A 22256-nucleotide genomic window follows, 5' to 3' on the forward strand; every position below is an offset into this window, starting at 1 on the left:
GCTCTATGCCGCGCAGCCGTGCGCGGCGAACCCGCCGACAGAACGAGGATAAATCATGCCAGAGGCAGATGAAGCCGACGAAGCGCTCAATCGGGTGAACACGCATTCCAAGCCGTCCGACCTTCGCATTACCGATATGCGGGTAGCCGAAATTGTCGGCGCGCCGTTCACCTCAGTGCTGCTCAAGATCTACACCAACCAGGGCATCGTCGGGCTTGGCGAGGTGCGCGACGGTGCCAGCGCCACCTACGCGCTGATGCTGAAGAGCCGGTTGCTTGGCGAGAATCCTTGCAACATCGACCGCCTGTTTCGCCGGATCAAGCAGTTCGGCGGGCACGGTCGGCAAGGCGGCGGCGTATCGGCGGTTGAAATCGCCTTGTGGGATCTTGCCGGCAAGGCCTATGGCGTCCCCATCTACCAGATGCTCGGCGGCCGGTTTCGGGAGAAAGTGCGCGTCTATTGCGACACCGACGCCACCGTGCCGAGCGGCACAGAGACCGGCAGGCGCCTCAAGCAACGCATGGAGCTGGGGTTCACCTTCCTCAAGATGGATCTGGGGCTGATGCAGATTGCGGATGTGCCGGGTGCGGTCGTGTCTCCTGCCGGCTCGCTTGAAGGATACCGCGACCACCCCGGCCGCGGCCCGCTGAAGACCATTGAAGAGCGGCGCATCCGCAACGCGGCGTACGATGTGCATAACGTCCCGCACCCGTTTACCGGCCTCCACTTTTCCGACAAGGGCCTCGACTTCCTTGAGCAATACATTGCCGAGGTTCGTGAGGTCATCGGCATGGATATTCCGCTTGCCATCGACCACATCGGCCACATCTCAGTGCAGAACGGCATTCGCCTCGCCAGGCGTATCGAAAAATACGTGCCAGCCTGGCTCGAGGATGTGATCCCGTGGCAGTACACCGAGCAGTACCGACAGCTGCAGGACGCAACCACGGTGCCGATCTGCACCGGCGAGGACATATACCTCAAGGAGGGCTTCGAGCCTCTGCTCAAGAGCAGCGGCCTCTCCGTTATCCATCCAGACCTGCTCACCAGCGGGGGCATCTTCGAGACCAAGAAGATCGGCGATATGGCGCAGGACCATGGTGTCGCCATGGCGATCCACATGGCGGAAAGTCCGATCGCCGCAATGGCTGCCGCACATGTGGCGACCGCGACCGAAAACTTCATGGCGCTCGAATACCACTCTGTCGATGTCGACTGGTGGGACGATATCGTCACCGGCCTTCCCAAGCCGCTCGTGAAGGACGGCTTTATCACTGTTCCGGACAAGCCGGGCCTGGGAATTGACGACGTCGTCGACGAGGTGATCTCGCAGCATCTACAGCCGGGTGTCACCGGCATCTGGCAGCCCACGGATCACTGGGACGATGAATATTCATGGGATCGCACCTGGAGCTGAGGCGAGAAGGAACAAAGATGAAGATCACCGATCTGCGATGCGCCGTTATCGGCAAACACCCGATCGTTCGCATCGTCACGGACGAGGGTCTCTATGGCTTGGGCGAAGTCGAGTTCACCAAGTCCTACCTCAAGCCCTGGGTGCTGCACTTCCGTGAGGCGCTGATCGGCGAGGACCCGACCGACGTCGAGAGAGTGATGCTGAAGATCCGCCAACGCGGCTCGTTCAAGCCGTACGGCGCGGCGGTGAGCGCTATCGAGCATGCGCTGTGGGACATTGCCGGCAAGGCCGCGGGCGTGCCCGCCTATAAACTGCTCGGCGGGAAGGTGCGCGACAAGGTACGCGTCTACAACGGCTCGATCCGCCGGAAACGCACGGGCGACCGGCCGGAAGATTACGCCGCTGACGTCAAATGGATGATGGAGCAGCCGCAGAACTTCTTTATGATCAAGCAAGGAATCTCGTTTCACTCCAACATGAAGGACACCATTGACGGCTTCCACTACGGCGTGACGCAGCAGAAGGCCGGCTATCACGGCGCCATGGATCAGGGCGTGATCAGCGAGCGCGGTTTCAATCACATGCTCGACTGCGTGATCGCGATGAAGGAAGTGCTGGGCGACAAGGTCAGCCTGGCGCTCGACTGCGGTCCGGGCTGGATGCTGCCCGATGCGATCAAATTCGCTCGCGCGGTCGAGAAGTACAATTTGATGTGGCTCGAGGACATGCTGACTGGCGACTATGTACCGTGGGTCAATCCGCAGGCCTATCGGGAACTGACCACCTCCACCTCGACGCCAATCCACACTGGCGAGCAGATCTACCTGCGACACAATTTCAAGGAACTGATCGAGACGCAGGCGGTGCGCGTCATCGGCCCCGATCCAGCCGATATTGGCGGTATTGCCGAACTCAAATGGGTCGCCGAACACGCCTACATGCACTCGATCCTGATGGCACCGCACGGCACCGCCAACGGCCTGTTGGGGCTCGGCGCGTTGATCAATGTCTGCGCCACCTTGCCGGCAAACTACATCGCGTTCGAATATCCGACCGCCTCCGACCCCTGGTGGGAGGATCTGGTCGTCGGCTTGCCGCCACAGATCGTGAAGGACAGCATGGTGGACCTACTGGAAGCGCCGGGGCTGGGGCTGGATATCGACGCCGAAGCGGCCAGGAGATATCTCAGGGAAGAGGATGCGGGCTTCTTCGACTGAACCTCCCTCCACCGGCATGACGTGAATCGCAGTAAGGCCCGCCGGTATGGGAAAGGAGATCGTGCTCCCCGCGGACCTGCAAGCAACTCCTCGCCGCGCTTGAGCAGCGGTCACCGATAACGGCCTGTAGGTACTACCTCGAGCCCGGCGACGGTCGCTCCAGACGAGGCAGTGAACACCAATCTCTTAGCAGTAAACCGCATCATTGGGTCACCAGTGCGAATTCCGTGGTCACAGATGAAGGCGGCGAGGCTTCCTGAAACTACCTTTCCAATCTTCTGTCCTCACGCCACCAATACCGTGTCGCGGCGGGATCGCCGCCCGTTGCCCTTATGGGCCGAGGCATCGAGATTGAATCCCGGGAAGAGGACCTCTTTTCCGTCTCGAGTCTAATCGAGACCTGCGATACGCGCCCTCGCCTTGCTGCTCAGCCAATGGCCATCAGACTTGCATTGCCGCCGGCAGCCGCCGTGTTGATCGACGTCGACACCTCCTCCAGCAGCCAATTCAGGCAATAGGCCTCGGGGTCGCTTGCCAGTTCCTCGGTTGTCGCCGCCTGGACCAGCAGAAGCGGACCGGGCAGGTGAGCGATCTTCTGATTGACGGCCAGAACCCTTTCGCGATCGCCTTCCACGAGCGCACCCGAGAACGGCCCGTCCTTTTCCCAATCCGATGTCCAGGAAATCCGGCCGGCGACAGCCGCCGGAAGGTCCGCCAGGACCGATTTGGATAGGGAGCCCGCATCCACGACGATGTGGTTGCCCGTTGAAAGGGCTGCGGCGATCTGTCGATGAAGCCCGCCTTCCGTCTGCGGCACGATAAGAATACGGCCGCGGGGATGGAGCGCGTAGAGATTGCGCTCCCCGACCGGACCGGTGAGCTCGCGTTCGAGCCCGAGTGCCGAACGGCTCGCATATCCACGCGCCGCTTCCCCCTCACCCGGCAAGCCCTTCTTGTCGAGCCAGACAATATAGTCGCGAAGGGCGAGATCCGTGTGAACGGAGTCCTGCTGCGGCGGCACGGGCGCACGCTGCACCAGCCGGCCGATATAGAGCGGACCACCGGCCTTCGGCCCTGTGCCTGACAAGCCGCGACCGCCGAAAGGCTGCACGCCGACGACCGCGCCGATGATGTTGCGGTTGACGTAGAGGTTTCCGGCCTTGATGCGACTGGTCACATGCGCGATCGTTTCATCAAGCCGAGTGTGAAGTCCGAATGTGAGGCCGTAACCCGATGCGTTGATGTCGTCGATCAAGCGGTCGAGCCCGTTTCGCTTGAAGCGGACGACATGCAGAACCGGTCCGAAGATCTCTCTCGTCAGGTCCGACAAGGACTTGATTTCGATGATCGTCGGCGGAACGAACGTCCCCGCCGCGGCACTTTCGGGCAGCGGCAGCTGATCCACCTTGCGGCCGGCGCCGCGCATCTTCTCGATATGCTGGTCGATCTCCGCCTTTGCGCCGTCATTGATGACAGGGCCGACATCGATGCTCAGCCGATCGGTGCGGCCGATCGTCAGTTCCCGGAAGGCGCCCTTCAGCATATTGAGGGTCCTGTCGGCCACATCGTCCTGGAGGCAGAGAACGCGAAGCGCAGAGCAGCGCTGACCGGCGCTGTCGAAAGCCGAGGCAATGACATCGGCCACCACTTGCTCGGCCAATGCCGAGGAGTCGACGATCATACCGTTCTGACCGCCCGTCTCGGCGATCAGCGGAATCGGCTTGCCGGTCGCCGACAGCCGTTCTGCCAGCTGCGCCTGGATCATACGAGCTACTTCGGTCGACCCGGTAAACATGACGCCTGCCGTTTCCGGAGCCCCGACCATGCCGGCGCCGAGGCGGCCGCTGCCGGGCACGAACTGCAGGACACCCACCGGCACACCCGCCTCGTGGAGGATCTTCACACTCTCCGAGGCGATGATCGGCGTGACGCCGGCAGGTTTGGCAAGCACAGGATTGCCGGCCACCAAGGCTGCGGCGACCTGTCCGGTGAAAATCGCCAGCGGAAAATTCCACGGGCTGATGCAGACGATCGGGCCGAGCGGCGCATGCGACGGCCCGAGGGTCTTGCGTGCCTGATCGGCGTAGTAGCGCAGGAAGTCGATCGCCTCGCGCACCTCGCCGACAGCATTGGCCGCGGATTTGCCGGCTTCGCGCATGACGATGCCCATCAGCGTCTTGATGCGGGCCTGCATGATGTCGGCCGCCCGATCCAGGCAGGCCGCACGCTCGGCCGGCGGCACGGCCGCCCATTGCGGCGCATGTTCCGCGGCCATCGCAACGATACGGGCTGCCTCCTCGACCTTCACTTCCGTGACCGTGCCGACGACGTCCCGGTGATCGGCAGGATTGAGAACCTCGCGCGTCACCCCATCCGTCGAGCCGTCGGCAAGGAGGGGAAGCGCACGCCATGGGGCAGCCGCCGTAGAGGCGAGCGCCTGCGACAGGTCCAGGAGGGTGGCCTCATTCGAGAGATCCAGGCCGTCGGAATTGGCGCGGGCACTGCCGTAAAGAGCCTTTGGCGAGGCGATCTGGATGTGCGGAAGGCCAACGACGGGCATGGCTGCGACGATCTCGGCGGGATCGGCGACCAGGGCCTCGACCGAGACATTCGGATCGGAGATGCGGTGCACGAAGGAGGAATTGGCACCGTTTTCGAGAAGACGCCGCACCAGATAGGCGAGCAGCGTCTCATGCGTTCCGACAGGCGCATAGATGCGGCAGGGCCGGTCGAGTTTTTCCTTGCCGACGACCTCGTCATAGAGCGGTTCGCCCATGCCATGCAGGCATTGGAACTCATATTTGCCGACCGCGAAGTCGGGACCGGCCAGGTGATAGATCGTGGCAAGCGTCTGGGCATTATGCGTGGCGAATTGCGGGAACACCGCATCGGGCGCGTTCAGCAGCTTGCGCGCGCAGGCGACATAGGCAACGTCGGTGTAAATCTTGCGGGTATAGACCGGATAGTCGTCGAGACCGTCCAGCTGGGCGCGCTTGATCTCCGCATCCCAATAGGCGCCCTTGACGAGACGGACCATGATCCGGCGCCCGGACCGGCGTGCCAGATCGATGATGTAGTCGAGGACGAAGGGACAGCGCTTGCCATAGGCCTGCACCACGAAGCCCAGCCCGTTCCATCCGGCAAGCTCCGGGGCGAAGCAAAGCTCTTCGAGGAGGTCGAGCGAAAGCTCCAGCCGATCAGCCTCCTCCGCATCGATATTGAGGCCGATATCATAAGTCTTGGCGAGAACGGCCAGCGCCTTGACCTTCGGCAGCAGCTCTCCCATCACCCGGCCGGCCTGCGACCTCACGTAGCGCGGATGCAGGGCCGAAAGCTTGATCGAGATGCCTGGGCCGTCATAGATGCCGCGCCCGTCCGACGCCTTGCCGATGGCGTGGATCGCCTTTTCGTAATCCTTGAAATAACGCTCGGCGTCGGCGGCAGTCGTCGCGGCTTCGCCCAGCATGTCGTAGGAATAGCGGAAGCCGCGCGCTTCGAGCGGCCGAGCGCGTTTCAGCGCCTCTGCGATCGTCTCGCCGGTGACGAACTGCTCGCCCATCATGCGCATCGCCATATCGACGCCGCGACGGATGACCGGCTCGCCGGCGCGCGCGATCAGCCGCGTCAGGGCTGCCGACAGGCTCCGGTCGTTGACCGTCGATGTCAGTTTGCCGGTGACGACGAGACCCCAGGTGGCGGCGTTGACGAACAGGGATTTTCCGCCGCCGATATGGGAGGTCCAGTTGCCTTCGGCAATCTTGTCGCGGATCAGCGCGTCCCGCGTGTCGGTATCGGGAATGCGCAACAGCGCTTCGGCAAGACACATGAGCGCCACGCCTTCCTGGCTGGAGAGCGAATATTCCTGCACCAACCCTTCGACACCGGTGCCCTTGTGCTTGGCGCGCAAGGCCTCGATCAGGCTACGGCCCGTGCTGCGGATGTCATAGCGTTTCGCCTCGGAGACGCGCGCGGCGGCGACCAGCGGCGGCAGGCATTCGGTTTCCGGCCGGCGATAGGCTGCCGTGATCGCCTGGCGAAGTTCCGATTGCGGCCGGATCGGTGGCGCAAAGGCCGAGAACGGCGCGCCGTCGGCGGGGTCTTTGGATGGAGGAGTGTCGATCGCTGCGTTCAACATGAAGGTCCCTATCGGTCGATATCTGGTTTTAACGGATGAATGAGACGCCGGGTTCAACGTCCCAGTCAGCGTCGTCCGAGACAACAGGGCCGGAATATTCCGTCTCGCGAAGCGGACGTGCATCCGGCCTGTTGCGCTTGAGGGTGAGTGCTGCTGCAACCGCTCTTATCGCCACCGGCCGGTAGTGAGCGAGCAGGTCCGGCTTCTGATCGTCATCCGGTTCTTCCCAACGCATGCGTGACCCCATTTTTCCTGCGGCGCCGATGCGATCCCGACGATGCGTCGAGCGCCTGCGCCTTCCATCCCATTGCCGATGCATAAGGTATCACAGATCGTGCATCGCGATCTCACTTGATTTTCGCAGCTTTAAGCCTGTATGAACTTATTAAAGTACTCTTGAGAGTTAAAATGGCTACTGAACCCGATATCTTTAGTGAATTGGACCAGTTCGACAGAAAAATCCTCGCGGCTCTTGCCGAGGACGGCAGACTGTCGATCACCGATCTCGCGGCGCGTGTCGGCCTCTCGAAGACGCCGTGCCAGATCCGCTTCAAGCGGCTCATCAGCGACGGCTATATCGAGGGCTTCAAGGCCGTCCTCAATCCATCGAAAATGCAGCTCGACCATATCGCTTTCGTCGAGGTGAAACTTTCCGATACCCGCGAAGACGCGCTGAAAAGCTTCAACGACGCCATCAAGAAGATCAGGGAAGTCGAAGAGTGCCACATGATCGCCGGCAGGTTCGACTATCTGCTCAAGATCCGCACACGCGATATCGGCCGCTACCGCCGCGTCCTCGGCGAGCGCATCTCGACGCTGCCCCACGTTGCCAACACATCGACCAATGTCGCGATGGAGACGATCAAGGAAGGCTGGGACAAGTTCGGTTCGAGTCTTTCGTGAACCTATTGCCGGCGACCGGCCCGGCGCAGTTCAAGACCGCGCGCACTTTTTAGCATCATGCTCTGGCTTTCCGGCCGCGTGCGCTCGGCTTTACCGGCACGCTCTTGCCGTACTCGTTCCACCATGCCGTCAAAGCTTCCATGGTGGGGCCGAGGCCCCGCGCCTTTTGTGTGATCTCATATTCGACGCGCGGAGGAACCTCCGCAAAGATGGTGCGGGACACGAGGCCGTCTGCTTCGAGCTCACGAAGTTGCGCCGTCAGCATGTGCTGGGTGATGCCGGGAATAGCCTTCCTCAATTCGCCAAACCGATAGACCCGTTGATTGAGCAGCCACATGATTTCCAGCTTCCATTTTCCCGAAAGCAACGCGAATGCGCGGCGCATCTCCTCATGCATATTGCCTTCTTCTTCAACCATGGTCTGCTTTTCCATACTAACAGCAAGTAATTCATCCTACTTGCAAATATGAATCTTAGACGACATTTCTCTGCATGCACAAGGGAGCGCAGAAAGGCGCCTCCCAAAAACAAACCGACAGACTCGACGAGAGGAATGTTGCTGCGTGGGCAGCGACAGGGATGAACTCATGCCTGAATTTTACGTGTACTGGATCAGCACGGCGCTTCTATCCGTGCTCTACCTCGCCTCAGCCGCCATCTATGTCACCAAGCGAGACTGGGTTCGCCAGGTTCTGGCAGAACTCGGATTCCAAGCTTCCTATCTCATTCCGTTCATGATCATCATCAAGGTTCTCGGCCCGGCCGCGATCCTTTCCCGCGTCAGCGTGCCGCTCAGCGATCTCGCCTATGCAGGCATCTTCTTTCACCTGCTGCTGTCGGGCCTCGCCCATGTCGGCGTTCGAAAACCCGCCGGCGCTCTGCCAGCGGCGATCGGCCTGGCGCTGCTGGTCACCTCATTCATGACGCAGAACGACGCCCGCGATGTCCCTTCCCCTTCCGTCCATGCCACAGCGCGCTGATGAGCGCGCTCGCGCGTTTCGGCTCGCCGGAAGACGACTTTGCCCCGGTGGCGCTGTTCCTTGCGCCCCGTTGTCCAGCGAAGCGCGACCTTGGCGGCCGAGCAGGCGCTGAAGTTCGGCAAGCCGTCGAGCCAACGTGGGGCCTAATGCGGTCTTTGAATTTCACAGTAGACAATGCTGCGGTTTGAGCCGGACCAAACAGACACCTTCATATCCGTCCCCGTCACGCTTTCACCGGCGATCAAGCCCATCTCTCGTTCTGACCGCAACAGCAGCGCCCAGTTCATAAATGTCTCCATATAGCCATCGACCTCCGTCTCCGGAGAGAAATTGGCGAATAGGAATGTGCCGCCAGGCTTGAGCATGCTGATGCACTTCTTGGTCAGCTTTACGGCGACCGGGTCCGGCAAATAGTCGTAGAGACCCGCGGCATAGACGAAATCGAACATTCCCAGCGCATGTCTTCCACCGATCAGGGATTTGACCGAACCGCTCACCGCCTCGACGGACGTGCCGGCGAAATCGCGGGCTACGGTTCCAACGCTCATCGGGTCTTGATCCAAAGCCACCCAGCGTTTGATCGCGCCGGCACCGAGAGCGTGCGACAAAGGCCCCTCACGAAGATGCCCCGCCGCGATGGCGAGGACTTCGGTGGAACCAGGCCGCGCCGAAGCGATTTCGTCAACGCGGCGAGCCAGAATGTCTCGACGCTCCCTTACCGCTAGGGATGACGAAGCATTTCGAGTGTAGGCGTAGATCGAACGGCCCAAGTTGCTGGCCGATAAGACAGCGTCCTCAATCTCAGGTCTGCCGTAGATGAAGTCGAGAAGGCGTGCGTCGCCAGAATAGCCGCGCGGCTTTTCGAACGACCAGCGGGTCAATGGATCTTGATGAAGATAGTGAGCAACTGGATGAGATTGCGCGATCGGAACGATGACGTCCCATACCTCCGGATGAAAGCGCCGTCGTATCTGATGCAAGGCGGCGGTCAGACGCTCGATGATCGCATGAGGCTCGACGCCGGATTTGAACTGACGGATCGACACGTCAAGGCTGAGGGCAAGCTCGGCACTCGCAACGACAAGGTGGCCGGGATCTGGGGCAGCAAGCCTCCTTGCCGCCCGACGAATTTCACCTGGCGCGACAAGACTTTCACCGTCCAAGACCAGGCTTTGTACCATTTCGAGACCTCTTTGACATAGCATTAAGCATAATCAACCTCGAAATAGGATGCGACTAGAATCTACACGGGATAAGGGTATTTCTACTATTGCGGGTCAGATGCCACCCCTCTAACAAAGCTAAGCAATAAGACAAACCGGTTGCAGGTTGCCGAACGTGATTTTGGAGGGCGCCGAAGTATGGCTTACTTTTCAACTTACTTTAGATCGTTGTCAGACCGGTGTTGTTGCATGATCGCGGCTTGCGCTAACGTCCAGCGCGACGAACCAACCGCCAGCTTTTCATTTGCCGAGGCCCTCAAGTCTCTGAAATCTGAAAATGATGCTGTCCGAAGGCAGAGCTCACGGCATGGTCTTTGGATGGCGGTCGCCGTTTATGTGGCCTTCGCACTTCCAGACCGATGGCTGATCCCCGACGTTGCCCCTGTGACGATCGCCGCGCGATTCGTCGTTGCAACGGTCGCTCTGCTGGCTTTCGAAATCTTGCGACTGGCAAATGCGAAAACCGTCTGGCTTGACATCACATGTGCCGCTGCGCTGCTTGTGGGCTATGTGGGCTGGCTGTACCCGGCGATTGCCACCCGCGACGTCACCGCCATGTCATACTACATGATATTCGGCGCCATCTTCATGATGGGCGCCAACCTTTTTTTCAGTTTCCCGTTTCGGCTTTCGGTGATCACCTCGAGCCTCGTTCTATGCGCATTTTTCGTTACGATCGAGGAATTTTTTCCTTCAAGCCAAACCTACAAGCTTGCCTTCGGGTTGTTCTACATTTCGTGCTTTGTCTTCACGTCTTTCGTCAATTGGCGCTTGAACGTAGAGCGTCGAAACGTGTTGCTGAACGCGGCGGAGGCTCGCCACCAGCACTGGGAAGCGTCCGAGCGCGGAAGGTCCCTGCTCGAGCTTTCACATACTGACTACCTGACAGGCATAAGCAACAGACGCGCGCTGGATCGGCGACTCGACGAATGCTGGGCCGCTTGGAAAGACGAACGCCGCGACTTCTCCGTGTTCCTCATCGACGTCGACTTTTTCAAACGCTTCAATGATCGCTACGGACATCAGGAAGGAGACCGATGCCTGACTGTCATCGCCAATGCGCTGAAGGCACTTGTAGAGTCGTCCGATGGCATGATCGGCAGGTATGGTGGCGAGGAATTTATCGTGGTCGTGCCGGCTGCCCTCCCCAAGGTCGCGATGGTTCTCGCCGAGAAGATCAGAATGGAAGTCGAGTCTCTGGCGATTGCTCACGACGAGCGACCAGATGATATGTCGATCGTAACCGTCAGCATCGGCGTCGCCTTCACCCGCGAGAAACTTGGAGAGAAAGTTGAACGAATAGTCCGTGAAGCCGACCTCGCTCTCTACAATGCCAAAGCAAGTGGCCGAAACTGCATTCGTAGTTTTGATCCGTTGTTGCCTCGCCCCGACGACTATGCTGGTAAACTCGTCCCGCTGCTGGCGGCCGCCATTGATCGCAAACTGGTCTCGCTGGTGTACCAACCGATCTTCGACGTGACGAACGAGAAACCAAGAGCTGTCGAGGCTTTGATGCGCCTCAGGATGCCGGACGGCACCGCGGTTTCGCCGAAGACGTTCATTCCCGTTGCAGAACGAAGTGGCGCTATCCTCGAACTGGGCAGGTGGGCGATCGAGACGGCATGCCGTGATATACTGATGACCGATCGGATGGCTACCGTCAGCGTCAACGTATCGCCAATACAACTGCGTTCCCCCGGCTTTGCTGCCAGTGTCGCTGATATCCTTGCTCGGTGCGGGGTCTGTGGGTCGCGACTGGCCTTGGAAGTCACTGAGGGCCTGGACATGGATATGCAGTCGGAGGTGCTGAAATGCATTGCCGATCTGCGGGCACTCGGCGTCGAAATCTGGCTTGATGACTTCGGCTGCGGCTTCGCGGGTCTCTCCTGGTTGAGGGCAATCGAGTTTCAGACGGTCAAGGTCGATAGAACCTTCCTGCACGACAGCTCGAACCCACGCGGTTTGATGATGCTTCAGGACATGATTGCTCTCATCCGCAATCGTGGCAATACGATCCTGGTGGAAGGCGTCGAAACTGCAGCACAATTTTCCCTTCTCAAGGATCTTCGCATCGACCGTGTCCAGGGCTTTCATATGGGAATGCCGGTTAGCGCTGAACTTCTGAGCGCGGCATAACTCGATCTCACGGTTTCCGGTTGCTCCGCACGTTGCCGATGATCGGCGCGTGTCGGATGTCTTGCTTTTAAACGGATCAGGCAGTCTGATGCAGCGAGGCAATGGATCGCTGAAGGCAGACGAATATTCAGCGGCTGAACCTGAGAATGAGGAGCAGGATGGATCACGCCAACAGCCATCACATATCGGCGAGCGAAGAGCGGGAAGCGCGCAGGCTTCAATACCTGACCTGGGAACACATTGCGTCGGACCTCCGTCATCCGGCCCACCTGGCCCGCAAGGCGGAACTCCGGCGATCATGCGATGCGGAGCTGGCTGAGACGTCCTATATCGCCGAGCATGCCGCGATCTTCACCGAAAGCCTGATGATGGGCGAGCGCTCCTGGATCGCCGGGCACGCACTCGTCCGCGGCCAAGTGATCCTTGGCGACGATTGCACCATCAATCCCTATGCCTGTGTGTCCGGCACGGTGACCTGCGGCAATGGCGTGCGGATTGCCTCGCACGCCTCGATCGTCGGCTTCAATCATGGCTTCGACGATCCGGCCATTCCCATCCACCGCCAGGGTGTCGTCAGCATCGGCATAGTGATCGGCGACGACGTCTGGATCGGCGCCAATTGCGTGATCCTCGATGGCGCCACGATTGGAAATGGCGCGGTGATCGCCGCCGGCGCGGTTGTCACGGGCGACATTCCCGCCATGGCGGTTGCCGGCGGCGTGCCGGCCCGGGTGCTGCGGAGCCGAGGCTCGGCGCCCAGGAAATCCGGCACGGGAGACATCGAAGATCAGTTGGTCAGGCTCGGCCAGAAAGCGAAAGACCAATGGCCCGATATCCTTGCACGCTGGAAACCGCAGGGAACCTATGAATCGCTGGAAGCGGACGGCGTCCGCAGACCGGCGATCCGGCATTTATGCGATGCCATCGAGATCGCCGCCGGCTTCGGTCACCTGCCACCCGACCTCGATCCATCCGAGACCGTCCGTCTTCTGCAAGGCCTGCAGGAACGGGAGACCGGGCTTTTCCCGGAAGAGCATTTGCGCATGTATGGCAAGGCGCTCAGGGATGATCCAAAAGCGCTCTATAACGTCCTTGCGGTTGGCTATGCGCTTGAACTGCTTGGCTCCAGCCCGCGGCAAGCTGTCCATGCGGTAGAGCTCGGCGCTGAAGAGCTCGATGAATGGCTAAGCGCCCTGCCCTGGTCGACCCGGGCGTGGCATGCCGGCAGCGTGGTCGATGCGATTGGAACCGCCATGTACTTCAATGCGAAGTATTTCGGCATCCGGCATTCACGGCAGGAACTTTTCGAGTGGCTGAGCCGCAATGCCAACAGCGTCTCCGGCCTATGGGGCGAGCCGACTGCGCTGGAAGGATGGCTCCAACCGGTAAACGGTTTTTATCGGCTGACACGCGGCACCTACGCCCAGTTTGGCGCAGCGCTTCCGCACCCGCACGCCTCGCTCGAAACGGTTCACCTCAACTATCGCAACCACAAGGGCTTCGTCGGCGCGAAATACAATGCCTGCAACCTGCTCGATACGATTCATCCCCTGCTGCTGATTGCCCGGCAGACCGACTACAGGCGGGCCGATGGCGAAGCGATCGCCCGCAATCTCATATCGAAGGCTCTGGATCGATGGCGGGATAGTGAGGGATTCCCGTTTGCCGATGGCGGCGAACCGGGCTTGCAGGGGACGGAAATGTGGCTTTCGGTCATTCACTTGGCCGCCGATTTCCTCGGCCTGGCGGATCGCTTCGCCTTCGTCCCGAAAGGCGTCCACCGAACGGCAACTGTGGGACTGGGTTTGTGACGATAGTTTTCGATCAACCGTGCAGTGATGCTGTCAGCCATGCGGCGGCAAGGTCGCGCGCATTGCTGCGCTTGGCTTTGACCGGCACGATGACGTTGTAACGATCCTCGGCGGCAAGCTCGCCGCCATCGGCCTGCACCAAGGTTCCATCCTCCAGAAAGGTGCCGACCAGCATCCGCCATCCCAATGCCATCCCTTGGCCCGCGCGCGCGGCTGCGATGGTCTCGGTATAATGATTGAACCGCAGCGACGGCTTTATCTCGAGGTTGGCGCCGGTCAGCGAAAACCATTGCGCCCAGCTATACCAGGAACGATCGAGAACATCGGTTTCGATGAATTCGTCACCGGAGCCCAGCGGACCATCTGCCCGGCGCCTGAGGTAATCGGGAGAGCAGACGGGGCAAATGACGTCGCCGCGCGAGGCGATGACGGTTCCATCGCTGAAGGGAGGCACACCGTATCGAATTGCCACGTCGACTTCTCCATCGTCGAGGGCAATTGGGCTGTCCTGGGAAATCACCCGCACCAGAATGCCAGGGTTTGCCCGGCGGAATTCGGCCAGCCGCGGCAGCAGCCAGAAAGAAGAGAAGGCGACGGTCGCGCCTATCGTCACGACGTCCTGGCTGCGCGACTGGATCGCTTCCACGCTCTCGGCGATATCGGCAAGGCTCTTGGCCAGCGTGGCGCCAAGGTTGATGCATGCCGTTGTCGGCTCGATCGCTCGATGCTTGCGCACGAATAGGGGCTGGCCGAGTTCCTCCTCCAGCAAGGCAATCTGCCGGCTGACCGCTGCCTGGGTGACACCGAGTTCGGTCGCAGCCGTGGTGAAGCTTTTCCGTCTCAGCACCGCCTCCAGGGTCACCAGCGCCGTCAGCGACGGGAGCCGTCTTCGGAAATGCATCGCAAACCTCTCCTCGCATGATAAAAACTTATGCGAACGTGATTTTTTATGCCGTTGAAATGCCGGGTATGCAAGGGCAATCTAGGGAAACTCTCGCATAAGAGGTTCTCATGCTAAACAGACTTCCTTCTTCCATTTCAGCCCTTCTCGACGCTCGTGCCAACGGTCACTCGCTGCCGGCCGGGCTTTATGTCAGAGAAGATGTGTTCGAAGCAGACATCGACGTTTTCTTCCACAATCACTGGATCTGTGTCGGCCTCGACTGTGACGTTCCCGAACCCGGCGACGCCACGGTGATCGACATCGGCAAGACGAGCCTGATCCTCCTGCGTGACGACGACGGAGAAATTCGCGTCCTGCACAATGTCTGCCGCCATCGCGGCTCCCGCCTTCTCGATCCGGGCAAGACGATCGTCTCAAAACTCGTCTGTCCCTATCACACCTGGACATATGAATTGACGGGCGAGCTCGGCTACGCCCCGCACATGGGCAAGGACTTCGACAAGGAGTGTCGGAGCCTCAAGCCCGTCACCTTCAAGTCGATCGGCGGGCTGATCTACGTCTGCCTCTCCGACAATCCGCCCGAGGACATCGCTCTCCTCGAACAGGCCATGGTCGAGCGCCTCGCTCCCTACGACATCCGCAATGCCAAGATCGCTCACCAGACCGACGTCATCGAGGACGGCAACTGGAAGCTCACGATGGAGAACAATCGCGAGTGCTACCATTGCTCCGCGAACCATCCAGAGCTTTGCGTCTCCTTCGTCGATCTCGACTTCGGCTTCGACCCCGAGACGCTGAGCCCGGAGGATCGCGAACAGGCCGAGGAGCATTTCAGGCTGTATGAAGAGCGGACGAAGGCGTGGGAGGCTGACGGCTTTCCCTCGGCTGCCGTCGAGCAACTCGCCGACTGCGCCACAAATTTCCGCACCCAGCGGCTGATCATCGCAGGCGCTGGTGAATCCCAGACCCACGATGCCACCGCCGCATCCTCCAAGCTGCTCGGGCACATGACCCGCAAGGATCTCGGCGACATGCATCTTTGGGGCCACAACAGCTGGAACCACTTCATGGGCGACCATGCGGTGGTGGCAACCGTCATCCCGCTCTCCGCGGGCAAGACGCTGGTCAGAACCAAGTGGCTGGTCCACAAGGACGCCGTCGAAGGCGTGGATTACGATCTCGACAAGCTGACGGATGTCTGGGTGGCAACGACCGACCAGGACGCCGATCTGGTGGCGCGCTCCCATGCAGGCGCTCTCGACCCGGCCTATCAGCCAGGCCCCTACTCCCGCTTCTCCGAGACGAACCTCGACAAGTTCGCCACCTGGTACATCGACCGGATGCGCGCCCATGGATACTAGGAGCCCGCAGGCGCCCGCAGCCAGGGCCGCTCTTGACGACGTCTGGAACCCGGAAGAAGACGACACGCTCGTTTGCCTCGACGTTCAGCAGGAGACCCACGACGTCAAGACATTCACCTTCGCATCGCGCGAGGGCAAGCGGTTCGCCTTCAAGGCGGGACAGTATTTTCTGTTCGATCTCGAGCACAATGGAGAGGCGGAAAACAGGTGCTACAGCATCTCGTCTTCGCCGCATCGGACGAATGCCTTCTCCGTGACGGTGAAGCGCGTTCCCGGCGGCAAGATCTCCAACTGGCTTCATGACACGCTGGCTCCCGGGGCAGCCGTCAAGGCGAGCGGTCCGCTCGGTCACTTCGTCAGGCCCCAGACGGCGGGACGTAAGCTTCTGCTTTTGTCCGGCGGCTCCGGCATTACGCCCGTCATGTCCATTCTGCGTGAGATCGCCGACAGTTGCGAACCGGCCGACGTCGTCTTCATGCATGCCGGCCGGACGCCCCAGGATCTGATCTTTCGCGACGAGCTCGCCTGCATCGCCCGCAGGCTGAAAGGTCTTCGCCTCCACTTTCTCCCGGAGACCGTTGCCGGCGAGCCGTCCTGGCCCGGCCTGACCGGTCGCATTTCGAAAGAATATATCTGGCTTGCCGTTCCCGATATCACTGAGCGAACCGTGATGTGCTGCGGTCCCGCCCCGTTCATGGCGGCTGCGCGCGGCATTGCCGCCGAACTCGGCGTCGCCGGCTCGAACTACCTGGAGGAAAGCTTCGACGCCGCTGTCATCGACGAACCCGAAATTCCCGCGGTTCAGGAGGCGGCTGCCAAGGTTTTCCAGGTCACCTTCTCGAAACAGGCCCGCAGCATCGCGGTAACAGGCGAGCAGAGTGTGCTCTCATGCGCGAAGAAGGCGGGCGTCAGGATACCGTCATCCTGTGCGAACGGCGTCTGCGGCACCTGCAAATCGAAGCTCGCCTCCGGGACGGTCGACATGAACCACAATGGCGGAATTCGCCAAAGGGAAATCGACGCCGGCTTCTTCCTGCCCTGCTGCTCGAAGCCGCTCAGCGATCTCGTCATCGAGCGCTGAGCGCCCGGCAACGTCGCGCCATTCACCGACGACAAGGACTGACTTCGATGCTGCGAGACGAAAGCGATTCCGCTGAGCCGACCGGCTCGACGGTCTTCAAGGATGAGCGGAAGCAGGCATATCTCAATCCTGAGGGAGCGGATCGGCCTCTTATCAGTCCTGTGCCGGCCACGACGCTCGATCGGGCTCGCCACTATCGTCTGGAGCGCCTGCGCACGACGATGCGCGAATGGGACTGCGGCGCCCTGCTGCTCTATGACCCCGTCAACATCCGATATGCCTTCGATTCATCGAATATGAGCATTTGGACGATGCACAACGCCGCGCGCTACGCTCTGATCCTCGCCGATGGACCGGCGATACTGTTCGAATTCGAAGGCGCCGAGCACGTCAATGACGGGCTTGCCGGCATCGACGAGATCCGGCCGGCGAAGTCATGGATATTCTTCACGGCGGGCAACCTGATGGAATCCCGCCTGAAAGCCTGGGCGGACGAGGTCGCGGACCTCGTGAGCAGCCATGGCAGCAACAGGCGCGTTGCGGTGGACAGGCTCGAACCCGCCGGCGCCTTCGAACTGCGCGAACGCGGCTTCACGCTTGTCGACGGCCAGGAACTGGCGGAGCGGGCGCGATCGATCAAGAGCGCCGACGAAATCGAGCTGATGCGATGGACGATCCGTGTCTGCGAAGCCGGCATGGCGCGGATGTACGAGATGTCAGAGCCCGGCCGCACCGAAAGAGAAATCTGGGCCGAGCTTCACTTCGAAAACGCCCGCAGCGGCGGCGAGTGGCTGGAGACCAAGCTCTTGACCGCTGGCCCGAGAACGAACCCCTGGTATCAGGAGTGTTCGGACTACGTCATCAAGCGCGGCGAAATGATATCCTTCGACACCGATATGATCGGACCCTACGGCTATTGCGCCGACCTCTCGCGGTCGTGGACCGCAGGGCATGTCGCCATGACCACCAAGCAGAAGGAACTTTACGCGGCGGCCAGGGATCAGATCGAGCACAATCTCGCAATCCTGAAGCCCGGCATGACGTTCGCAGAATTCAACGCGCAGTCGTGGCGGATTCCGGAGAAATACCAGCCTTATCGATACACGCTTGCGCTGCACGGAACCGGAATGGCGGACGAGTGGCCGGGGATCCTTCTGCATCCGGATTTCGACCCTGATTTCAGCGGCGCCATCGAGGAGGGCATGGTGCTCAACGTCGAAAGCCTGATCGCCGAAGCCGGATCCGAGAGCATCAAACTGGAAACCCAGGCTCTGATTACGGCCAGGGGCGCCGAGCGGCTGGACACGTTTCCGTGGGAAGAGATCTGAGTAAACTCAGTGCGCTCTCAAAGCGGCTGCGCGATGCTGCGACGGCGTCTGCCCGAATGTGCGCTTGAAGGTTCTCGTGAACTGCGAGGCGTTTTCAAAGCCGACATCGAGCGCGATCTCGATCAGCGGCGCCTTCGACTGGGCAAGGATCGATTTCGCCCGCTCCATGCGAACACGATTATAGGCCTTGGCGGGAGACATTCCGGTCTTGTCGATGAAGATCCTCTCCAGTTGCCGCCTTGACAGGCCAACCATGGCGGCAAGCTTCTGAATCGACATGCTGCCGTCGACGAACTGTTCCATCGCAATCATCGCCGCCTTGACGCGGGCGTCTTCATACTCGTCGTAGAGCGGTCGCCGCGGCTGAATATCCGCCGACGTCCGGGCCTTTTCGATCTGAAGCACTTCAAGCGCGTTTCGCTCGGCGTCGCGGCTGATGCGTTTCCTGACCAGCAATGCCGCCATGTCGGCGGAACTGCTGCCGCCTGCGCAAGAGCCGCGCTGGCGATCGAGATTGAAGAGCCGGTCGGAACGAACGCTGAGCTCGGGAAAGCGCTCGCGAAATTCCTTGTAATGCAGCCAGCTCACGCAGGTTTCGTGCCGCTTCATCAGGCCGGCCTCAGCAAGGATGAATGAACCCGTGCACACGCCGATCAACGGCACCTTCTTGGCATCCGCCTGCTTGAGAAAGGCGATGGTCTGCTGGTCGACGGGGTTCTCCACCGTCAGAAGGCCGCCGACGACCACGATGTAGTCGAACTTCGCCGGATCGACGAAATCGGAGGTCGGCGCAACCTGGACGCCGCAGCTCGCGGTGATCAGGTGCCTCGTGCTGCCGATCACCTGCCAGTCGGCAAGAAGCCTTCCGGAGCGATCCTGCTCGTCGCTCGCCAGCCGCAGCGTATCCACGAAGAGTGCGAAGGCCGACAGCGTGAACGAGCGCGCCAGAACGAACCCGACCTTGAGCCGGCCAGCCGATCTTGCGGCGTCGTCTGCTTGGCGTTGCTGATCGGGTCGCATAGTCATCTCCCTGCCGAAAACGCGCTCATCGGATCTGAAAGCCATGCGCCAGCGGATCACGATCGTCAACGAAAATGGTGTTGTGCCCGATGACGCGCGCCCAGCCTCCGATGCTGGGAAGAATGCCGCTATAGGGTCCAATGCTCGCCTCGGCTTCGACCCGGCCCTCGAAGATGGTTCCGATCAGGCTTTCATGCCGGTATCTCGACCCGATGGTAAGCCGCCCCTTCCCATAGAGCTGGGCCATGCGGGCGGAGGTGCCGGTGCCGCCCGGCGATCGATCGATGGCCTTTTCGCCATAGAAGACGGCGCAGCGTCCATCCGAGACGTCATTCACCGGGCGGTCGCACCAGATGGCGTGATGCACACCGCGAATCCTCGGGTCGTCGGGATGGACAGGATCGCAGATACCGGCAAGCGCCGACCTCAGTCTCTGGCTGCAGCCGACAATGTCGGATGCGGTCATGCCGTCGAGGCCGCTCCAGTTATCCTGTGGTTCGACGACCGCATAATAGTTGCCGCCATAGGATATATCGACGCGCAGACGGCCCATTCCCGGCACATCCACCTCGACATCAGCCTCATGGAGATAGCTCGCCACATTGTGGAGACGAACGGAATCGACATATCCGTCTTTCTCCTCATAGGTCACGTCAACCCTCCCCGCAGGCGTCTCGATGGCGACCCGGCCGGGTTCGCGCGGCTTGACCAGCCCCTCCTCGATCGCGGCGGTCACGGTGCCGATGGTGCCGGCGCCGCACATCGGCAGGCAGCCGCTCACTTCGATGAACAGCACGGCGAAATCGCAGTCCTGCCGATAGGCAGGATAGATGATCGCCCCTGACATGATGTCGTGCCCCCTCGGCTCGAACATCAGCGCCTTGCGCACCCAGTCATGGTCGCGGACGAAAATCTCCCGGCGCTCGCTGATCGGTGCATGGGCAAGCAGTGGACCGCCTCCGGCGACCAAGCGGACGGGATTGCCGCAAGTATGCGCATCGATGCAGAAGAAGCTGTTTCTCATCTCTCTATGTCCTTGCTCATTTCGCCTTCGGCAGCCTGTCGCGGTCGAGCAGGCCGCGGGACAGCCGGTCGAGCAGAAGGGCGACGGCGACGATCGCCAGGCCTGCCCTGAGACCAAGCCCCATCTCCATGCGCGTCAAGCCGCGCGTCACCTCAGCACCGAGACCGCCGGCACCGACGAGCCCGGCCAGCACGACCATGGCCAGCGACAGAAGGATGCACTGGTTGAGCCCGACCAGGAGCGTCTGCTTGGCCAAGGGGATCTCGATCTTCCAAAGCACCGAGCGAGGCGGCGCGCCGATAGCGCTGCCGAGTTCGATGAATTCCTTCGGCACCTGGTTGAATGCCAGCGTGGTCAGTCGGAGCATCGGCGGAATGCCATAGACGATGGTGGCGATGATTGCCGGCACGCGTCCAAGGCTGAAGATCATCACCGCAGGAATGAGATAGACCCACGGCGGCACGGTCTGCATCACATCGAGAACCGGGCGAACCATCGCCTCCAATGTCTTGTAGCGCGAGCACAGGACGCCGATCGGGAAGGCGATGAGCACGGAGATCAGGACCGCGACGGTGACCAGAGACAGGGTCTGCATCGATGCCGTCCACAGCCCCATGAGGAGACAGAAGCCCAGGCAAAGACCGGCCAGGATCGCGGCGCGCAGACCGACGGCGACGAATGCCAGAACGACGACGATCGCGATGAGCCCATAGGGCGGCACGAAGAGCAGTGCCGCTTCGAATCCGGAAAGCACCGCTTCGACCAGATAGCTGATCGCCGCAAACAGCGGATGAAAGTTGGTGTTGAGCCAATCGACGGATGGCGCCAGGAAAGCGCCGGGCGAAAACTGCAGGATGGACGGATTCATGACTTCCTCCCCGTTCCCAGACGAGCAGCACTCTGGGTTATGCGATCAAGCACCATGGTCAGAACCACGATGGCGATCGCTCCATTGATCGAAGTCGCGATGTCGAGCGTTCTGATCGCGCCGTAGATCGTCTCGCCAAGCCCGCCGGAACCGACGATGCCTGCGATGACGACCATGCCGAAGGCCATCATCAGGCTCTGGTTGATGCCCGCCATGATGCTCGGCAGCGCGAAGGGAAGGCGGATCTTGAAGAACATCTTCGCCGGCGTCATCCCAAGCGCCTCTCCGAGTTCGATGAACTCCTTGGGCGTCATCCGGATACCGAGAGACGTCAGGCGGATTGCCGGCGGCACGGCGACGATCACGGTCGCGATCAATGCCGTCGCCGGTCCATAGCCGAGCAGAGCGATCGCCGGCAGCAGGTAGATGTATGGCGGAAGCGTCTGGATCAGGTCCAGGCCGGGCTCCATGAAACGATCGAGGGCGGGAAAGAAGCCGGCCATAATGCCGATCGGGATGCCGATCACCAGGGCGAGCGTGGTTGCGGTCAAGACCAGCGCCAGCGTACTCATCGTCTCCGGCCAGAGTCCCATGGAAAAACAAAGCGCCAGCGCGACGCCGCTCAGCAGGGCGAACCAGACATTGACCAGCCGCCAGCCGACGAGCGCCACGATCAGCGCGATCAGATAGAATGGCGGAAGTTCCAGGAGCCAGAGGATCCCGGCATAGAGCCCTTCGAGAACCTGCCTGATGGAATCGAAAAGGAACTCGCCATTGTCGCTCACCCATTCGAGCGCGGAATCGGTCCATTCGTCAAAAAGATCGATGAAGCCTGAACTATCCATGTC

General features: G+C 60.9%; 18 protein-coding genes. 9 read left to right on the top strand and 9 right to left on the bottom strand.

The genetic code is table 11. The features are described from left to right. The first annotated feature begins 55 nt into the window (after positions 1-55). Positions 56-1417, top strand: a complete 1362-nt coding sequence (locus tag FHT75_RS33450; protein ID WP_183845598.1) for a mandelate racemase/muconate lactonizing enzyme family protein — start codon at positions 56-58, stop codon at positions 1415-1417. 17 nt (positions 1418-1434) lie between these two features. Then, positions 1435-2634 (top strand): mandelate racemase/muconate lactonizing enzyme family protein, encoded by a 1200-nt coding sequence (locus tag FHT75_RS33455; RefSeq protein ID WP_183845597.1) that lies wholly within the window; start codon positions 1435-1437, stop codon positions 2632-2634. Positions 2635-3061: 427 nt separating this feature from the next. Here the strand turns inward: FHT75_RS33455 and putA are convergent, their stop codons facing one another. Further along, positions 3062-6769: a trifunctional transcriptional regulator/proline dehydrogenase/L-glutamate gamma-semialdehyde dehydrogenase gene (gene putA / locus FHT75_RS33460; protein WP_183845596.1), complete on the bottom strand. Its 3708-nt coding sequence runs from the start codon at positions 6767-6769 to the stop codon at positions 3062-3064. Between the two features lie 28 nt (positions 6770-6797). Beyond that, positions 6798-7004 carry a hypothetical protein gene (locus FHT75_RS33465; RefSeq protein ID WP_183845595.1) on the bottom strand — a complete coding sequence of 69 codons (207 nt, stop codon included), beginning with the start codon at positions 7002-7004 and terminating at the stop codon, positions 6798-6800. Positions 7005-7177: 173 nt separating this feature from the next. Between FHT75_RS33465 and FHT75_RS33470 the strand changes: the two genes are divergently transcribed. Beyond that, positions 7178-7672 (top strand): Lrp/AsnC family transcriptional regulator, encoded by a 495-nt coding sequence (locus FHT75_RS33470; RefSeq protein WP_063473475.1) that lies wholly within the window; start codon positions 7178-7180, stop codon positions 7670-7672. 55 nt (positions 7673-7727) lie between these two features. Here FHT75_RS33470 and FHT75_RS33475 read toward each other — a convergent pair whose 3' ends face one another. After that, positions 7728-8105, bottom strand: coding sequence for a winged helix-turn-helix transcriptional regulator (locus FHT75_RS33475; protein WP_028756998.1), 378 nt, complete (start codon positions 8103-8105; stop codon positions 7728-7730). 154 nt (positions 8106-8259) lie between these two features. Between FHT75_RS33475 and FHT75_RS33480 the strand changes: the two genes are divergently transcribed. Then, on the top strand, positions 8260-8652 hold the full coding sequence (locus FHT75_RS33480; RefSeq protein WP_047619591.1) for a DoxX family protein: 393 nt from the start codon (positions 8260-8262) through the stop codon (positions 8650-8652). A gap of 143 nt (positions 8653-8795) precedes the next feature. Here the strand turns inward: FHT75_RS33480 and FHT75_RS33485 are convergent, their stop codons facing one another. Beyond that, positions 8796-9833: a class I SAM-dependent methyltransferase gene (locus FHT75_RS33485; protein WP_047619669.1), complete on the bottom strand. Its 1038-nt coding sequence runs from the start codon at positions 9831-9833 to the stop codon at positions 8796-8798. A gap of 180 nt (positions 9834-10013) precedes the next feature. Between FHT75_RS33485 and FHT75_RS33490 the strand changes: the two genes are divergently transcribed. Together FHT75_RS33490 and FHT75_RS33495 are read left to right on the top strand one after the other, a co-directional pair. Beyond that, positions 10014-12011, top strand: coding sequence for a putative bifunctional diguanylate cyclase/phosphodiesterase (locus tag FHT75_RS33490; protein ID WP_063473473.1), 1998 nt, complete (start codon positions 10014-10016; stop codon positions 12009-12011). Between the two features lie 158 nt (positions 12012-12169). Continuing rightward, positions 12170-13822, top strand: a complete 1653-nt coding sequence (locus tag FHT75_RS33495; RefSeq protein ID WP_183845594.1) for an acyltransferase — start codon at positions 12170-12172, stop codon at positions 13820-13822. A gap of 13 nt (positions 13823-13835) precedes the next feature. On the opposite strand, the gene FHT75_RS33500 is transcribed toward FHT75_RS33495, so the two are convergent. Continuing rightward, positions 13836-14723 (bottom strand): LysR substrate-binding domain-containing protein, encoded by an 888-nt coding sequence (locus FHT75_RS33500; RefSeq protein ID WP_048338734.1) that lies wholly within the window; start codon positions 14721-14723, stop codon positions 13836-13838. Positions 14724-14833: 110 nt separating this feature from the next. Here FHT75_RS33500 and FHT75_RS33505 point away from each other — a divergent pair, with 110 nt between their 5' ends. Genes FHT75_RS33505 through FHT75_RS33515 form a run of 3 tightly spaced genes read left to right on the top strand, consistent with a single transcriptional unit; the run spans position 14834 to position 18496 of the window. Beyond that, a complete protein-coding gene (locus FHT75_RS33505; RefSeq protein WP_063473470.1) occupies positions 14834-16087 on the top strand; it encodes an aromatic ring-hydroxylating oxygenase subunit alpha in 1254 nt (417 codons plus the stop codon). Next, positions 16077-17168: an FAD-binding oxidoreductase gene (locus FHT75_RS33510; protein ID WP_048338732.1), complete on the top strand. Its 1092-nt coding sequence runs from the start codon at positions 16077-16079 to the stop codon at positions 17166-17168. Before FHT75_RS33505 ends, FHT75_RS33510 begins: the two co-directional genes overlap by 11 nt. A 47-nt stretch (positions 17169-17215) precedes the next feature. Further along, the gene (locus FHT75_RS33515; RefSeq protein ID WP_063473468.1) at positions 17216-18496 is read left to right on the top strand and encodes a M24 family metallopeptidase; all 1281 of its coding nucleotides are present in this window, start codon (positions 17216-17218) and stop codon (positions 18494-18496) included. A gap of 6 nt (positions 18497-18502) precedes the next feature. Here FHT75_RS33515 and FHT75_RS33520 read toward each other — a convergent pair whose 3' ends face one another. The 4 genes from FHT75_RS33520 to FHT75_RS33535 are packed head-to-tail and all read right to left on the bottom strand — an operon-like array spanning position 18503 to position 22253. After that, positions 18503-19516, bottom strand: coding sequence for a GlxA family transcriptional regulator (locus FHT75_RS33520; protein ID WP_047619668.1), 1014 nt, complete (start codon positions 19514-19516; stop codon positions 18503-18505). Positions 19517-19541: 25 nt separating this feature from the next. Continuing rightward, the gene (locus FHT75_RS33525) at positions 19542-20540 is read right to left on the bottom strand and encodes a 4-hydroxyproline epimerase (protein WP_047619580.1); all 999 of its coding nucleotides are present in this window, start codon (positions 20538-20540) and stop codon (positions 19542-19544) included. Between the two features lie 16 nt (positions 20541-20556). After that, positions 20557-21408 carry an ABC transporter permease gene (locus FHT75_RS33530; RefSeq protein WP_047619578.1) on the bottom strand — a complete coding sequence of 284 codons (852 nt, stop codon included), beginning with the start codon at positions 21406-21408 and terminating at the stop codon, positions 20557-20559. After that, positions 21405-22253 carry an ABC transporter permease gene (locus FHT75_RS33535; RefSeq protein WP_048338730.1) on the bottom strand — a complete coding sequence of 283 codons (849 nt, stop codon included), beginning with the start codon at positions 22251-22253 and terminating at the stop codon, positions 21405-21407. The genes FHT75_RS33530 and FHT75_RS33535 overlap by 4 nt, the downstream gene beginning before the upstream one ends. Between the last annotated feature and the right edge of the window lie 3 nt (positions 22254-22256).

Source organism: Rhizobium sp. BK112, assembly GCF_014193215.1.
Taxonomy (GTDB): Bacteria; Pseudomonadota; Alphaproteobacteria; order Rhizobiales; family Rhizobiaceae; genus Rhizobium; species Rhizobium anhuiense.

Coding starts and splice junctions, on each gene's coding strand:
- FHT75_RS33450 (WP_183845598.1), top strand. CDS start 56: ATGCCAGAGGCAGATGAAGCCGACGAAGCGCTCAATCGGGTGAACACG.
- FHT75_RS33455 (WP_183845597.1), top strand. CDS start 1,435: ATGAAGATCACCGATCTGCGATGCGCCGTTATCGGCAAACACCCGATC.
- putA (WP_183845596.1), bottom strand. CDS start 6,769: ATGTTGAACGCAGCGATCGACACTCCTCCATCCAAAGACCCCGCCGAC.
- FHT75_RS33465 (WP_183845595.1), bottom strand. CDS start 7,004: ATGCGTTGGGAAGAACCGGATGACGATCAGAAGCCGGACCTGCTCGCT.
- FHT75_RS33470 (WP_063473475.1), top strand. CDS start 7,178: ATGGCTACTGAACCCGATATCTTTAGTGAATTGGACCAGTTCGACAGA.
- FHT75_RS33475 (WP_028756998.1), bottom strand. CDS start 8,105: ATGGAAAAGCAGACCATGGTTGAAGAAGAAGGCAATATGCATGAGGAG.
- FHT75_RS33480 (WP_047619591.1), top strand. CDS start 8,260: ATGCCTGAATTTTACGTGTACTGGATCAGCACGGCGCTTCTATCCGTG.
- FHT75_RS33485 (WP_047619669.1), bottom strand. CDS start 9,833: ATGGTACAAAGCCTGGTCTTGGACGGTGAAAGTCTTGTCGCGCCAGGT.
- FHT75_RS33490 (WP_063473473.1), top strand. CDS start 10,014: ATGGCTTACTTTTCAACTTACTTTAGATCGTTGTCAGACCGGTGTTGT.
- FHT75_RS33495 (WP_183845594.1), top strand. CDS start 12,170: ATGGATCACGCCAACAGCCATCACATATCGGCGAGCGAAGAGCGGGAA.
- FHT75_RS33500 (WP_048338734.1), bottom strand. CDS start 14,723: ATGCATTTCCGAAGACGGCTCCCGTCGCTGACGGCGCTGGTGACCCTG.
- FHT75_RS33505 (WP_063473470.1), top strand. CDS start 14,834: ATGCTAAACAGACTTCCTTCTTCCATTTCAGCCCTTCTCGACGCTCGT.
- FHT75_RS33510 (WP_048338732.1), top strand. CDS start 16,077: ATGGATACTAGGAGCCCGCAGGCGCCCGCAGCCAGGGCCGCTCTTGAC.
- FHT75_RS33515 (WP_063473468.1), top strand. CDS start 17,216: ATGCTGCGAGACGAAAGCGATTCCGCTGAGCCGACCGGCTCGACGGTC.
- FHT75_RS33520 (WP_047619668.1), bottom strand. CDS start 19,516: ATGCGACCCGATCAGCAACGCCAAGCAGACGACGCCGCAAGATCGGCT.
- FHT75_RS33525 (WP_047619580.1), bottom strand. CDS start 20,540: ATGAGAAACAGCTTCTTCTGCATCGATGCGCATACTTGCGGCAATCCC.
- FHT75_RS33530 (WP_047619578.1), bottom strand. CDS start 21,408: ATGAATCCGTCCATCCTGCAGTTTTCGCCCGGCGCTTTCCTGGCGCCA.
- FHT75_RS33535 (WP_048338730.1), bottom strand. CDS start 22,253: ATGGATAGTTCAGGCTTCATCGATCTTTTTGACGAATGGACCGATTCC.